General features: G+C 68.1%; 8 protein-coding genes and 1 pseudogene. 6 read left to right on the top strand and 3 right to left on the bottom strand.

Annotated features, from left to right (window positions below; all coding sequences use genetic code 11):
* Positions 1-21 precede the first annotated feature (21 nt).
* Entirely contained in the window at positions 22-3,450 is a 3,429-nt protein-coding gene (locus HHX41_RS26090; RefSeq protein WP_182908097.1) for a helicase-related protein, read from the bottom strand.
* Positions 3,451-3,615: 165 nt separating this feature from the next.
* On the opposite strand from HHX41_RS26090, the gene HHX41_RS26085 reads away from it, so the two are divergent.
* Positions 3,616-6,276, top strand: a complete 2,661-nt coding sequence (locus HHX41_RS26085; RefSeq protein WP_182908096.1) for a DEAD/DEAH box helicase — start codon at positions 3,616-3,618, stop codon at positions 6,274-6,276.
* 119 nt (positions 6,277-6,395) lie between these two features.
* Here HHX41_RS26085 and HHX41_RS26080 read toward each other — a convergent pair whose 3' ends face one another.
* Positions 6,396-8,249, bottom strand: a complete 1,854-nt coding sequence (locus HHX41_RS26080; RefSeq protein ID WP_220504422.1) for an N-6 DNA methylase — start codon at positions 8,247-8,249, stop codon at positions 6,396-6,398.
* A 56-nt stretch (positions 8,250-8,305) separates the two neighbouring features.
* Complete coding sequence (locus HHX41_RS26075) at positions 8,306-10,162, bottom strand: serine/threonine-protein kinase (RefSeq protein ID WP_182908094.1); 1,857 nt, start codon at positions 10,160-10,162, stop codon at positions 8,306-8,308.
* A 206-nt stretch (positions 10,163-10,368) separates the two neighbouring features.
* On the opposite strand from HHX41_RS26075, the gene HHX41_RS26070 reads away from it, so the two are divergent.
* The 5 genes and pseudogenes from HHX41_RS26070 to HHX41_RS26050 all read left to right on the top strand — a co-directional run bounded on the left by HHX41_RS26070 (position 10,369) and on the right by HHX41_RS26050 (position 15,145).
* The gene (locus HHX41_RS26070) at positions 10,369-11,007 is read left to right on the top strand and encodes a DUF4352 domain-containing protein (protein ID WP_182908093.1); all 639 of its coding nucleotides are present in this window, start codon (positions 10,369-10,371) and stop codon (positions 11,005-11,007) included.
* A 2-nt stretch (positions 11,008-11,009) separates the two neighbouring features.
* Positions 11,010-12,030, top strand: a pseudogene (locus HHX41_RS42390) (ADP-ribosylglycohydrolase family protein).
* 11 nt (positions 12,031-12,041) lie between these two features.
* Positions 12,042-12,641 (top strand): hypothetical protein, encoded by a 600-nt coding sequence (locus tag HHX41_RS26060; RefSeq protein WP_182908092.1) that lies wholly within the window; start codon positions 12,042-12,044, stop codon positions 12,639-12,641.
* A 180-nt stretch (positions 12,642-12,821) separates the two neighbouring features.
* Positions 12,822-14,618: a hypothetical protein gene (locus HHX41_RS26055; RefSeq protein WP_182908091.1), complete on the top strand. Its 1,797-nt coding sequence runs from the start codon at positions 12,822-12,824 to the stop codon at positions 14,616-14,618.
* Positions 14,615-15,145, top strand: a complete 531-nt coding sequence (locus HHX41_RS26050) for a hypothetical protein (protein ID WP_310742175.1) — start codon at positions 14,615-14,617, stop codon at positions 15,143-15,145. The genes HHX41_RS26055 and HHX41_RS26050 overlap by 4 nt, the downstream gene beginning before the upstream one ends.
* Positions 15,146-15,154: the final 9 nt, after the last annotated feature.

The following is a 15,154-nucleotide window of genomic DNA, read 5'->3' as shown; positions in this document are numbered from 1 at the left end:
ACCAGGGGGCGGCGGCGTGGATCAGAAGGGCGTGGTGCCGGCCGCCCAGGTCCTCGGCCAGTCGGCGCGAACGCCGGTCGCGGCAAGGTCACCGAGGTCGACACCGGCGAAGGGATCGGCGAGGTACCGCACCTGATCGTGTTCCGGGCCGACCGTGCTGACGGTGACCAAAGCGAGCCGGTAGTAGGGGGCGGCGTTCTTGCCGGTGATGATCTCGTTGTGGGTGACGTAGAAGTCCCCGGCTCCCTCGATCCGCGCCTTGACCTCGATGCGGATCGAGGGGCCGCCGTCGGCGGGCAGGGACAGGACGTCGTAGCCGGGGTTGTTGAACGCCCGCTCCCGCGGCTCCCGGCCGAGAGCACGCTCGGTCGCGAGCACCAGATCGACACCGCGCCGCTCGACGGCCTTGGTCCCCCTCGCATGGATGGGAGCGTCCGCCGCGATCTCGGTCGCGACCATGGACAGCGGCAGCACCAGCGCGGCGGTCATGATGCGTGGCGGCTTGGTGGCCAGCTGCACCTGCTGCTCCAGCAGCGCCAGACGGATCTGCCGCCGGGCCTGGAGGTCCTGAGCCTTGCGGAGGAGACCGTCGGAGCTCTCCTTCGGTTTGACACCGGCCCGCTCCTTCTCCTGCGCGGCGATCGCCTCGCCGACGAGCCGGTTCGACTCGTGTGTCAGTCGCTCGTCGACTCGTTTCCGGGTCCGTTCGAGCTCGGCGAGCCGGCGGGGTGCCACCTCGGCGAGGTACTCCTTGAGCTGGTGACCGATGATCCAGGTTCGGGCCCGGGACTCGGCCTCGGCGAGCCAGGCCGTCTTCGTGACCGCCTCGGCGGTGGGAGTGTGCTGGGCGGCCACGCAGTCGAGGTACGGCGCGGGGCCGACGGGCCTGACCTGGCCGGCGGCGTCGACATAGGCGTATCCGAACCGCCGGGCGATCGACGCCCCGGTGCCGTCGACGACCTCCTCCACGACGCCGACCAGCAGGTTCGGCTCCTCGATGTCCGCGGAGACCAGAACGGTCCCGCGCTCGAGAATGGGGCGGAGCTGCGTGATGGTGAGCTCAGCGACGGCACCGTGGAGCGGGTGCCCGGGGGCGAGCAGGTCGGCACGGGGCTTGTCCGGGACGTCGACGCGGTCGAGTTCGAACGTGACCCGCTCATAACGACTGGCGACAGGACCGTGCTTGGTTACGGCGCGGACGGCCGCGGGAACGTGCGCGATCTCGTAGCGGCCGCGCTCACGTCTTGCGAGCCGGCCGCCGAGGCGTTGAAATGCGAAACGGAAGGCCCACTCGATGTAGTGCGGCTGCAGCCGTCGAGCGCGCGCCTCCTCCATGACGCGCTGCATCTGGGCCAGGTCCGCGTCCGACAGCACGTCGTGGGTGAGCGCGCGTTCGTGGAGAAGCTCCTTGAGGCCGTGGGCGACCGAATCGTCGATGACCTGCTCCATCCTGGCCCGGGTCTCGGGGAGGTCGCCGTAGCGGATGGCCTCGATCAGCAGCTCGCGCAGCGGCGTCTCGTCGAAGGCCGCCCCCAGGACGTCGAACACCTTGCCGCCGTAGGCCTTGCGCTGCTCCTCGACCTTTTGCAGCAGACGCCCGAACACCTCGCCCTCGCGCGTGTTTGCGGCCACGAGGTTCCACAGGCGGCACACCTCGGTCTGGCCGATTCGGTGGATGCGGCCGAAGCGCTGCTCGATGCGGTTCGGGTTCCACGGCAGGTCGTAGTTGACCATCAGGTGGCCGGCCTGGAGGTTGAGCCCCTCACCGGCCGCATCGGTGGCCAGAAGCACCTGGCAGGCCGGGCTCTTGGTGAACTCCTCGGTGATAGCTCGCCGGTCAGCACGCCGGACGCCGCCATGGATGGCCTGTACGGTGTCGGGCCTGCCGAAGAGCGAACGGATTTTGCGGGCAAGGTAGTCGAGGGTGTCGCGGTGCTCGGTGAAGATGATCAGCTTGCGTGGCTTCTCCGCACCAGGATGGATGAGGTCGTTGTCGTCGAGGATCTTGCGCAGTTCGACCCACTTGCGGTCGGCGTCGAGATTGCGCACCCGGAGCGCTACATGGATGAGCCGGTCGAGGTCCGCCAGCTCGGCGTTGAGCTCCTCGATGGTGCGCGCCGCGGTCGCAGCGTCGAGCAGCTCCTCCTCGATGCGCTCGACCTCCTCGGCGCTGTGCTCGTCGTCGTCCCAGTCGGCCGGGTCGATCGGGGCGGGTTCGCCGGCGACACCGCGGCCATGGAGCAGGTCGTCCCGGCGACGCTTGAGGCGTCCGGCACGTCGGACCAGGGACTGGTAGATCGCTTCGGGGCTGGAGGCGAGGCGCCGCTGGAGCACCGTCAACGCGAAGCCGACGGTGTTGCGACGCTTGTCGTCCAGGCGATCGGCTCGGTTCATCCCCTCGCGCACATAATCGGTGACGCGCTCGTAGAGGTCCTGCTCGTCTTCGGTGAGCTCGTAGGGCACGGTCTGAGCGATCCGCTCGGGAAAGAGTGGCTTGCCCTCGAAGGTGAGCAGATCCTCCTTGACCATGCGTCGCATGAGCCCGGTGGTGTCGGCACTGTGCACGCCCGTCTTGAACTTGCCCTCGAAGCCGTCACGCTCGAGCAGTGTGAGGAAAAGGTGGAAGTCCTCCTCCTTGCCGGCGTGGGGGGTGGCCGTCATCAGCAGCAGGTGCCGCGTGCGGTCGCGGAGCCTCTCGCCGAGCTGGAAGCGGCGAGTCTTGGTCAGCTTGCCGCCGAAGTAGTGCGCGCCCATCCGGTGGGCCTCGTCCACGACGACCAGGTCGAACTCGGCGTCGTCGAGCTGCGCGGTCAGATACTCATTGCGCGCGAGCTGGTCCATTCGCGCGATGAGCAGCGGGTACTGCTCGAAGACGCTCGAACCGAGCGCGGTGTCGGCCATGGCCGTGGTCAGGATGTCGAAGCGCAGGCCGAACTTGAAGAACAGCTCGTCATGCCACTGGTCGACCAACCCGCCGGGCGCCACGATCAGGCAGCGCTTCACGTCGTCACGGAGCAGAAGCTCCTTGACGTACAGACCAGCCATGATCGTCTTACCGGCACCCGGATCGTCGGCCAGGAGGAACCGCAGCGGCGTGCGGTTGAGCATCTCGTCGTACACGGCCCGGATCTGGTGGGGCAACGGCTCCACGGCACTGGTGGCCACGGCCAGCATCGGATCGAACAGACCGGCCAAGGAGATCCGCTGCGCCTCGGCGACCAGCCGGAACTCCTCCGGGTCCGCGTCGAACGGCCGGCTGCCCGCGTCGGAGAGGCTCAGCTTCGCCTCATCGGTCCGGAAGAGCACCTGCTGACGCAGCCCTCCGTCGAGGGTCTTGAAGGTCAGTTCCAGCGCGTCGGAACCGTGCCACTGCGCGGCGATTACCGAGACCGTCTCGCCGGGCACCACCCCGGACACCCGGACGCCGGACACAAGATCCTCAAGCCTCACCAATGACCTCCAGATCGTCGGTCTGCAGACCTTATCGACGATCAGCGATAAATACCGACTACACAGCGTCGGTACCCCTACTGTCCCTTTGAGATCCAGTTCCCCACCATGGGCGGGTGCTTTACCATCGCCTGACGCTAACTGATCGAACCCGTGTGGCGAGGCATGAACAAGACAGAGCGCGAACAGATTCGTCGCCTCGTGGCGGACTTCAAGCAGTGGGGACAGCGCGCCGAAGACCTGCGGGCCTGGCACCATGCCGTCCATCAGGCCGCCGCCGACAGCGAGCGGCACCTGCACTCCCGCAGCCTTGAGATCACGCGAGCGGGCCAGCCCGCGTGGCGCGTGGTTCCGCTCGAGACGAATGACACGGGCATCGTCATGCACCTGTGGCGACGCGCGAACCTCCCTGCGATGACAGCGAGCGACGAGGCGATGCTGCGGCTGCTCACCGAGGACGCACCCCGCGCCATCGCCGAGGTCGGTCCCGTGCTCGACGTGCGTCGTTTCTTCACCGGATCGGCGAGGAAGCAGTCGGCGGACACCGCGGCCAAACTCCTGCAGCTCCGACATGCGGTGTTCACCAGGGTTGGCGGACCAGAGCGTCTGGAGCAGCTCGGGACCTTCACCACGGCCGTCGGCGCGCCCGGCATCGGATTCGACGCACTGCTCAACCCGGCCCTTCGCCTCAACCTCGTCGCCGGGCGCACCGGCCCGGATCCTGAGATCGTGGACCAATCGGCCGTCGCAGGCCTGTCCGAGGCGCTGGCCGCTATCGCCAGAGCCGTCGCGAGTGAAGCTTCGTACCGATTGGCTGCGCGCGATGCAGGCGAGAAGGTCCGGCGCGCGGAGGCTCAGCGGCTCCTGCAGGAGATGCCAATGGACGCGCTGAAAGCGGCCACCCGTGAGCGCCTGCGGCTGAGTCCACTCTCCCAGGCCGGCATCAACACGGTGCAGGAGGTGCTGAACTGCGGCATGTCTCTGCAGACGCTGCCCGGCGTCGGAGAGATGTCCGCACGGCGCATGCTCGGAGCGGCACAGACGCTCTGGCAGACGACGTACGACGAGACGCCTGTACGCATCGACATCAACAGCCGTCGTCCGGAGACCACCCACCTGCTACGGCGCCTCGCCGAATGGGACGCGTGCCGTCAGACCCGCGGCGCGTCAGCCGACCTGGAGCGCGCGGCCGAGCTCGATCCGCTGCGGACGGTCATCGGAGGCAGGACCACTCACCTTCTCGTGATTCCGACCAGATTGCTCCCGGCGGCCGGACTTCGCGAGAGCATCCAGATCGTCAGGCGGCGCGCCGAGTTGCTCCGTGGGCCGTCGCCGTCCAGCCCGGGCAGCGTCAACGCGGACCCGTGGGACGACTTCCTCTCTCGGCCCGCCGACTACTTCGCCATGCTCTCCGAGCTCGGTTTCATCACCGAGGACGAGAACGCGGTGCACGGAGATCTCCCAGAGGAGATCATCAAGGCGGTGCGCGACCAGGCATTGAGCGGTGAACACCTGACCGCGTCACTGCGCGGGTACCAGAGCTTCGCGGCCCGATTCGCACTTGTACAGCGCAAGGTCATCATCGGGGACGAGATGGGACTCGGTAAGAGCGTCGAGGCCCTCGCCGTGCTCGCCCATCTCCGTAGCCGGGGTGAGACGCACTTTCTGGTGATTTGCCCGGCCGCAGTGGTCACCAACTGGATTCGCGAGGTGACCGGCAAGTCGAGGCTGCGGGCGCACCGCGTCCACGGACCGGATCGCGAGCGCGCGGCCCGGGCGTGGGTACGCGATGGCGGGGTCGCCGTCACGACATACGAGACCCTGGCGTGGTGGGAGCCTGCGCTCAAGGAGCTTCGCGATCTGGCGTGCGTCGTGGTCGATGAAGCTCATTTGATCAAAAATCCACAGGCGCGGCGCACCATCAGGACCAACGACCTCATCGCGCGCTCGGACCGTGCGATCCTGCTCACCGGCACGCCGCTGGAGAACAAGGTCGACGAGTTCCGCAATCTCGCCTCTTATGTACGCCCTGACCTCACCGTCGACGCCACGGATCTGTCCCCCCGGACGTTCCGGCGGCAGATCGCGCCGGCCTACCTCCGCAGAAACCAGGAGGACGTGCTTACCGAACTCCCAGAGCTCATCGAGATCGATGAATGGCTTCCCATGTCTGCAGCGGACGCCTCCTGTTACCGGGTGGCTGTTGAGCGTGGGAACTTCATGGAGATGCGCCAGGCGGCCATGCTCCAGGGGGCCCGGTCTGAAAAGGTGCAAAGGCTTATCGAGATCGTCCGCGAGGCGGAGGAGAACGAGCGGCGGATCATCGTGTTCTCCTACTTCAGGGAGATCCTGAACCTGCTAGCCCGGTCGCTGCCGGGCCCGGTGTTCGGGCCCCTGACGGGGTCGGTCCCGGCAAACCAACGCCAGCAGATGGTAGACCAGTTCTCGTCGGCCACGCATGGGGCTGTGCTCGTTGCTCAGATCGTCGCCGGCGGCGTCGGGCTCAACATTCAGTCCGCGTCCGTCGTCGTCATCTGCGAGCCCCAGCTCAAGCCCACTACCGAGGCCCAAGCCATCGCCCGTGCACACCGGATGGGTCAGGTGCAGACGGTGCAGGTCCACCGGTTACTGTCCGAAGACAGCGTCGATCAGCGAATCGTCGAACTGGTAGCTGGAAAGAAGCGGCTGTTCGACGACTTCGCCCGGGTAAGCGACATGGCCGACTCCGCCCCCGAGGCGGTGGACCTGTCCGAGACTGAACTCGCCCGAGAGGTCGTGGCCGCTGAGCGCCGACGCCTCGCAGGGCGCGCCTCTGCCGGGACCTGACCCTTCGCCTACGCTCCTACTGGCAGTGCTCAGTGCGAAATCGAGGCTGGGAGGGAATGCTGGGAGATGCGTGCGACGATCCGCCCCAAAGCAGCCCGCCTCTTCTCGTTCGCCGCAAGTCAGGCCGGAGGAGCGAGCTCGCCCGTGCCGAAGCCCTTGACGATGGCGGCGGCGGTGGCGCGGCCGGCGATGTCGAGGTTCCGGAGCTCGTCTTCGAACTCGAAGACTCTCCGGAAGGCCTCGCCGTAGCGCCGCTGCTCCTCGATGGGCATACGCGGGACCAGCACCCGGCGCGGGTCGAATCGGCTGATGCTCGATTGGGAACCGCTGCCTGGCCCAGCGGAGGTCGCCTTCAGGAAGCCCGCGAGGAAGTACGCGTCGATCCGTTGTGGGTCGGGTCGTAGGAGAGTCAGTCGCGGGCCGAGCACGATCCCCTTCTCCGTGAGGACTCTCACCGCGAACTCGCCTGCTCTGGCGGCTACGACGACGTCACCCGGTTCTGTGACGATGCGGTCGTCCGGCTGGGTGCGAGACTGCGGTGTGGCTCCGGAAAACAGGTCCTGGTCGGTGATGACAGGGTCGCCCGATCCGGATATGTCGAACCGCCCCGAACTGAACACCTTGATCGCCCCGGCCCGCTCCACCTCGGCGAGATCGACCGAGGGCATCGTCTTGGCCGGAGCGGGAACGGCTTCGGGGACCATCGTGGTCAACCGCTCCAGGCGTTGGAGCAGCTGCTCGCGGACCGCCGGGAACTGCTGTCCCGACGCCTGGTCTTCCATGCTCACGTGCCGGCCGGGGGTGAGGTCGACGTTCTCGTCCATCAACTCGATGATGGGGACGGCACACACCGGCCCTGCTTGTTCCGCCCGTTGCCCGGGGGCGGAACGGAACTGCTGCCAGCGGTCGGCGATCTCGTCGAAGGTCTCCGGCTCGGCCTCGGCCATAAGAACGTGGGATGGAACCGGGTCGCCCCCGGCCGGCTTGCGGAGAACCCACAGGTGCAGGGGAAGGCCCGTGCCCACCCCCATCCTCGACGGCAGGCCGATGACCGCCTGCAGCGTCCCCTGCCGGAGGAGATTGCTCCTGATCCGCCTGCCGGACCGGCGGTTGGCGGCCACGGCGGGCATCAGTAAGACGGCGATGCCGCCGGGTTTCAGGTGTGCCAGGGCATGTTGCACCCACGCGAGCTCTGATTCGGCCTTGGGCGGCAGGCCGTACGCCCAGCGGGGGTCACTAGCCAGTTCGTCGTATCCCCAGTTGCGCTCGTTGAACGGTGGGTGGCACAAAACCGCATCCACAACGAGATCGGGCCAGGAGTCGCAGCGCAGGGAGTCACCGGTCCCCACCGATCCCTCGATCTGCGCCAGAGCCAGACGTGTCCGGGCGAGACGTGCGACGGTGTCGTCCGCCTCCTGACCGTACGCGTGGTCCAGATCGCGGATCGTGGTGAGGAGTGTCCCGAGACCACACGCGGGGTCGAGGACGGATCGGACGTCCGGGCCGGCCAGCCTCGCCATGAACTGCGCGATCTCCAACGGCGTCTCGAACAGGCGGCGGGAGTGAACGTCGGCGTAGCGGTCGAGAAGGAACCGGGCCGCCTCGGCACTCCCCTGCTCCTCGGCGAGCTCCTGCAGCAGCCGCCAGGCGGGAGCAGCGACGAGACGGCGTTTCCCCTGGCCCAGTAGGAGCTCGGTGGCCTCGGCGACCACCGCTCCCAGGTGCAGGTCGTCGGCGGCGTTCCTGATCTGCTGCCAGGCGCGTTCCCTGAGCGGGACCTCCTCGACCTTGCCCTGGTGGAGAAGCCACTCCTCCACGGCCTTGAGCGAGAACGTGGGGCTGGTCGCGGTGCCGCCGACCGGTGTCGGGAAGTCCTCGTACCGCTTGCGCCAGTTACTCACGGCTGCGCGGCCGACGCCGACCATTCTGGCGATATCGGCCGCGGTGACGGTCGCCTCGTCCCCCGCCATCATCGGCCTCCTCATCGTTCCCGGCTCGCGAGCATCTCCGGGACTTACGTGTATGGCGTTCACAGTTTAGCCGCATGCTTGTAGCCCCTGAGGTCCACCGAAGCGATGATCTTCTTGTAGCCCTTCTCGTCCTCTGGATGGGCGCTCAGCACGTAGAAGGCGACCTTCGACTGCGGCAGATACCAGATCATCATCGTGTACGCGAGGTTGACCTCGCAGGCGACCTGCCACTCCCGGTAGTACGCCTTCCTGCCGTCACGCATCTTCGCCAGCCCGGAGTGGACGAGCCGTGAGGCGTAGGGATCGATGCCGTAGTACAGCCCCGCCTCTCCCTCGTCCTCCGAGTTCGATCCGTAGGGATCGCGGAGCACGCCCCCTCCCGTCAGGCAGGGCACGTGCTCGCCCCACATGAAGCCGAATTCGGAGTCCTCGATACCGAAGCCCGGCCAGCCATCTTCGGTGGACGTGAGCTCGATGGCCATGGAATCGGGACGGCAGAAGAAGTTCCAGGGACCGTCGACTCCCCCTGACCGGGGAGACTCCACGCAGGCCCGATCGTCGCCGTCGGTCGTCATCCGCCAGCCCTTGGGGAGCGTCAGAGAGACGCCCTTGAAGGACACCCTCCTGCCCGCGGCTTCCGGCTTCTCCTTCCGGCTCTCCGTCGGCGTCGCAGTGACCGTGGCCGACGTGACGGGGGCTGACGTGACGGGGGCTGACGTGACGGGGGCCGACCCCTGGGAAGCAGGCGCTGCCTGCGGGACGACGGGGGCGGCCTGCTCGGAGGCGGACGCGGCGATGATGGCGGTCACAGCGATCAGGGTGACCGCGGCCGCGGTTGCGATGTAGGCGTGGATCCAGGACGCTCCGGATCGCCGACCGGCGACCGTCACCGGTGCGGCGTCGGCTCCGGAGACAGGCGCAGGACCTGCCGGTGCGGCAGCGGATTCGACCGTCGCCGGTCCGGTCACCGGCTCCTCTGACTGCAGGAGCCTGGCCGGCGGAGCGGGAGCGACGCGGACCTCGGGCCAGTCGGGCGTCTCGTGCGCAGGGAGCACCCAGGTCCGCTGGATGAACGAGGTGAGGTCGCCCGGCTCCGTCTCGGGCTCCTCGCACTGCCAGATCTCGGTCACCGCCGCGAGGACGTCGGCCGCGGCGGGCCGTTCTGCGGGACCCTTGGCAAGTGCCCGGCCCACGAGGTCACGCAGGTCCTCCGGCACGGCCTGGAGGTCGGGGGTCTCCTCGCGTACCCGGTAGGCCAGCACCTCGGGACGGCCGGTGCCGTACGGCGGCTCACCCGTGGTCGCGTACAGCACCAGCAGGCCCCAGCCGTAGACGTCGGCCGGGGTGCCGGCATGTCCGTCGCCGTACTCCTCGGGGCTGATCCACCCGGGCGAGCCGATCAGCGTTCCCGTGTGCGTCATCGAGGTGGAGTCGAGGACCTTGGCGATGCCGAAGTCGATGAGCCGGGGACCCTGCGGCGAGAGGATCACATTCGGCGGCTTGAGATCGCGGTGCACGACCCCGGCGGCATGCATGGCCACGAGCGCCTCCGCCACCCCGGCGGCCAGGCCGTACAGGGCGTCGCCCGTCAGCAGCCCCTCGGCCTGCACGTGCTGTTCCAGCGTGGGCCCGGGGATGAACTCCGTGGCCAGCCACGGGCGCTCAGTGCCGGGGTCGGAGTCGAGCACACGGGCGAGACAGGCTCCCTCGACTCCGGCGAGTACGGAGGTCTCCCTGCTGAAGCGGCGCCGGAACTCGAGATCGACCGACAGGGCCTCATGGACGAGCTTGACCGCGACACGCCTGCCGGAGCCGTCCACGGCCGCGTAGACAATCCCCATGCCGCCCGCACCGAGACGGCCGACCACCAGGTATGGGCCGATCCGGTGGGGATCGCCCGTCAACAGCGGCTGCACGCACCCTCCGTGCTGATGTCAGAAGGCGCATCCAGTTCGAGCGGATTCACCGCTCTATGCGCCGCAAGAAACATGACACAGGAGCATGTCTCATGCAACCTCGAACTAACTTGTGTGCCTGGTTCACAGCGTGCTTTACTTACGCCAGTCCTCGTTCACACCCCCGCCGCGGATCCTCGGCCGGCAACGACGAAGAAGGCCTCTCCATGCACTCGAACCCCCAGCAGCCGCCGCACGGCTACCCGCCGCCCTACCCCCAGACCGTCGTCGTGCAGAAGAAGGGCGGCGGCTGCCTGAAAGCGCTCCTGATCGGCGGCGCCGTGCTCATGGGCCTGATCGTCCTTGGAACGGCCCTCAAGAGCGGCGGACAGAATGACACCCAGGTGAGCCGGGCCGAGACGCCCGAGCACACCACCCAGACCGACAAGCCGAGGAAGCCTCAGGCCCCCGGGCTGGGCGACGTGGTCAAGGACGGCAAGTTCGCGTTCAAGGTCAGCAAGGTCGAGAAGGGACTGTCCCAGGTCGGGGAGGGCTTCACCGTCTCCAAGGCCCAGGGGCAGTACGTCCTGATCCACCTGACCGTGAAGAACATCGGCGACGAGGCGCAGATGTTCAGCGACTCGGCGCAGAAGCTCAGCGACGCCAAGGGCCGCACGTTCGACGCCGACTCGGGAGCCGCCGCGCTCGGGCTCAAGGGCTCCAACGCGTTCCTCAACAACATCAACCCTGGGAACGCGGTGAACGGCATCCTGCTGTTCGACGTGCCCAGAGACATCAAGCTCAAGGCGGTCGAGCTGCACGACTCGATGTTCTCCGATGGTGTGACCGTCTCCCTGGCCCAGTGAGCATGGGCTACTACTCCAGCGTCATGGGCTGCATGCTCGGCGGCGCCATCGGAGACGCTCTGGGCAACCCCGTCGAGGTCATGTCCCTAACTCAGATCCGCGCCGCTCACGGGCCGGACGGACTACGCGACATGGTCACGACCGAGGTCACCGACGACACCCAGATGACCCTGTTCACGGCAGAAGGGCTGATCCGCGCACGCCTTCATCACATCGACCCCGTCGGAGCCGTCCGGAACGCCTATCTCCGCTGGCTCGACACTCAGCAGTTCCCGGGGCCGCCGCCGGCGGACGACAGCATCCGCAACGGGTGGCTCAGACAAGAGGGCTGGCTGTACGCGAAGCGGGCGCCGGGCCTGCCTGTCAGGGCTGTACGCCGGCGGGCGGCACGTGGACGTCCCCGCCCCTGGCGCCGTCGGTGAGATCAACCCGCTCTCCAAAGACTGCGGGTCCGTGATGCGTTCCGCGCCTTTCGGACTGTCGGTGTTCGACCCGTTCGAGACGGCCGCCCGCTGTTCCTACCTCACGCACGGGCATCCTACGGCCTCGCTGTCCGCCGGCGCTTTCGCCGCGATCATCCACGACCTGGTTCGCGGCGAATCCCTGGAGCAGGCCGTACAGCAGGCCCTCGACCGCCTCAACGGCACCCCCGCGCACGAAGAGACCGTCAGCGCTCTGCGCGCCGCCGTCCACCTGGCCGCGGGGCCCGAGCCGACGGCTGAGGCGGTCGAATCGCTCGGGGCGGGATGGGTCGCGGAGGAGGCTCTCGCGATCGCCGTCTACTGCGCGCTGGCCGAATCCGACCCGAGAACGGCCCTCCTCCTGGCGGTCAACCACTCCGGCGACTCCGGCTCCACCGGCGCCATCTGCGGCAGCATCCTCGGCGCCCAGCACGGGTTCAGATTCCTGCCCCCTGAGTGGCTCGACACGGTGGAAGGCCGCAAGACCCTCGTGAAGATCACCTACGACCTCCTGACAGAACCCACCTCACACAGTTACTGGACCGACCGCTACCCCCTCTGAGGAGAACGCCCGTGTTCCGCCGCATGCTCGCCGTACTGGCCTTGACCGCCGCCGCCCTCGCCACGCCCGCTGCCGCCCACGCCGACACGACCTATCGGGGCGAGGGTGACGACGTCGTCCGCATCCACGCCACGAAGAAGCCAGGCCTGATCCGCTTCACCCACGACGGCGAGTCCAACTTCATCGTCCACGCGGTCGACCCGCACGGAAGGGCCGGGGAGTACCTGGTCAACGAGATCGGGCCCTACACGGGGACAGTGCTCTACAACGACTACGGCACCAGGGGCACGAGTGGGCTGGAGATCAAAGCCGACGGATACTGGACGGCGACGTTCCTGCCCCTGGCCAAGGCACGCTGCTGGTGCTCGGCGACGATCCGCGGCACCGGCGACCAGGTCCTCAAGCTCTCCCCCACCCGCGGCCTGCACACCGTCCGCGCCGCGCACAACGGCGAGGCCAACTTCATCGTGCACGCCAACATCCGCATCGGCTCCTACGGCGACCTGCTCTTCAACCAGATCGGCAGGTACAGGGGCAAGGCCCTCCTGCCCGTCGGCACCCGTCTCGTCACCGTCCACGCCGACGGCGCCTGGACCCTCACCCGGAGCTGAGGGCCGGGATCCGCCTTCGCCTCACTGATCGCATAGGCATTTCTAACCATTTGCACGGCCAATAGTTGACACTTGCACCACGAAATCGGGAAGATCACGCCGATTTCTCGCGTCTGGACCGGTCCACCCGGAATCCCCTTTGACGCTGACCCGAATCTGACGAGAGGACGTCGGTCTTCCGTGACGGATCAGGAGCTTGCCGCCGAACTCCGTGAGCTCGCCGGACATCCCGCGTTGTCCGCGCGCGCGGACCACTTGACAGAGCTGGCAGACGCGTTGGACGACCCCGGCAAGGCCGAGCTGTGGTGCGAGGTGGACCTGTTCGCCGCCTTCCCGCCCGGAGAGTCGGTCCGTTCGATCCCGGCTGACTCAAGCATTCGGCACAGGGCCCACAAGATCATCGATGTGGTACAGCCTGTACTCGTCTTCCTCCCCATCGTCACCACCTGGTTCGGCCTCAAGATGGCCACGACTGCGTACGGCGAGACCCTCGCGGCGGCAGGCGTCGAGGCGGCGCGCCGGCCGTTCCTGGAGATGTGGCAGCAGGGCTTCGACGGGAGGCTGCCGGGCTGGCTGCGGTTCGACAGCATCGCCTTCATGACCCTGGGGGTGATCGGCGCGCTCATCGTCATCACTCTGTGGGAGAGGCTCCTGCGCCGCTCGATCGAGCAGGAGGCCGAGGAAGAGGTTGTCGCCCTTCGCTCACGCCTGCTGGCCGCACTCACCAGAGCGACCTTGCACCTCGGTCAGGTGAAGCTGGCCTCGCCGGCCCGGTTCCAGGCCGAGCTGACCAAGAGCGCGAGCGAGCTGAACAAGGTCGGCAGGACCATGAGCAAGGTTCACACGCAGGTGGTGGAGGAACTCGAGAAGGCGTTGGAGGCCACCGGCCAGGCCACGGATGCGCTGACGGCGGGCGTCGCCGAGGTGCGAGACTCGATCGCGACCCTCGACAAGCACATGGCCGCGGTCTCCTCTGCCGCGGAGACATTGCTGCACTCGGTCGAGCGCACCGCCTACGCCATCGACTCCGTCGGCGAGAAGACGGACGTGGCGGTGGACCGCGTCGGAGACCGGCTCAGCACCGTCATCCTCGATTCGACCAGCGGCGTACGGAAGTCCGTCGACGAGCTGGCGACGCTGACCGAACAGGCCGTACGCGAAATGACGTCGTCCACAGGACAGGTCGTCCGGGATCTGACGACATCCGCGGGGCAGGTCGTGAAGGATCTCGCGGCCTCGACAGGCCTGGTGGTGCGGGATCTGGGAGATTCGACCGGCCAGGCCGTGCGGGAACTGGCGGACTCAACCGGCCAGGTCGTCCGCGACCTCGCGAGCTCGACCGGGCAGGCCGTACGCGACACGGCGGCGAGCCTGGACGCGCGGGTCGGCGAGCTGGTGAGCGCGACGGCCGGTATCGGTTCCGCCGTCGGCCGGGTGGAGACCGCCGCCACCGAGAGCGGTGACCGGATCAGCCATGCGCTCACCAGCGGCAGCGGCACCCTCTCCGCCGTGCTCGGCGGCGCCGGAGCCGACATCAGGGAGGCGCTCGACGACTGGGCCGGAACCGCGAGCGCGCATGCCGCGAGGATCGAGATGGTCTCGGACACCGCCGGTCGCACCGTACGGCTGCTGGAAGAAACGCGGGACGCCCTGGACCGGCTGCCCGCGGACCTTGCCAGGTCTCTCCAGGAGGTTCCGGCGGCCGTCCGTGAGGTCACCGGCCCCGAGATCACCGCGCTGCAGGCTGCCATCACCCGGCTGGACGAGGCGGTACGGCAGGCCGCCACGGCCGTAACCGCCGGCATTGTCAGCACTGCCGCGGAATTCTCCGGCGCCGACACCGCGGCCGGGCCGGCCCACACGCCGGTCCCGACCGGACCTGCGAATGACCCGCATGGCCCGGCACCCCTTGACACGGGCGCCACCTCGGGCACCGTAGGGAACAGGGGCGAGCGGGTCGAAGGATGGCACCCGTGATCAGTCGTCGCAGTTCGGCCCCATCGCTGCTCCTCGCAGGCTGGCTGTTCGCCGACCTCCTGCTGGGGCTCACGATCATCATGCTGGGCGCGCAGGCGCCACCACCCATTCCGGCAAAGCCCCTCGCGGGTAAGGGAACCGCGTCGCCCTCGCCGAGCCCGTCCCCATCGCCCTGCGTCACCCGCGCCGCCGGGGTGGCCGCCAAGCCCACCAAGATCTCCTTCCGGGTGAATTCCGGCGCCTCGGACACCGAGCTGCTCGGCACGGTGAGGCGAGAGCTGCTCAAGCACAGGAAACGCCTGGCCGGACGGCACGCCGGCATGGTGCTGACCTTCGGCGCCAACGGCGGCGCGGGAGAAGGCGTGCACCTGGCGACCCGGATCAACGCGGCCGCGGGCAAGGCGTTCCCCGGCATCTTCCAGACCGCGGCCACCCGCAACTTCCATGACCTCGCCGCCCCGAGCGGGTCGATCTCCATGGAGATCTACTTCGTCTCCGGCGGCTGCTCCCCCATCACTCAAAGCTGAGGACCACCT

Origin of the sequence: Microbispora sp. H13382, assembly GCF_014161445.1 — a bacterium.
Classification (GTDB): Bacteria; Actinomycetota; Actinomycetes; order Streptosporangiales; family Streptosporangiaceae; genus Microbispora.
This window is presented reverse-complemented; position numbering and strand designations above follow the sequence as displayed.

Coding starts and splice junctions, on each gene's coding strand:
- HHX41_RS26085 (WP_182908096.1), top strand. CDS start 3,616: ATGAACAAGACAGAGCGCGAACAGATTCGTCGCCTCGTGGCGGACTTC.
- HHX41_RS26080 (WP_220504422.1), bottom strand. CDS start 8,249: ATGATGGCGGGGGACGAGGCGACCGTCACCGCGGCCGATATCGCCAGA.
- HHX41_RS26070 (WP_182908093.1), top strand. CDS start 10,369: ATGCACTCGAACCCCCAGCAGCCGCCGCACGGCTACCCGCCGCCCTAC.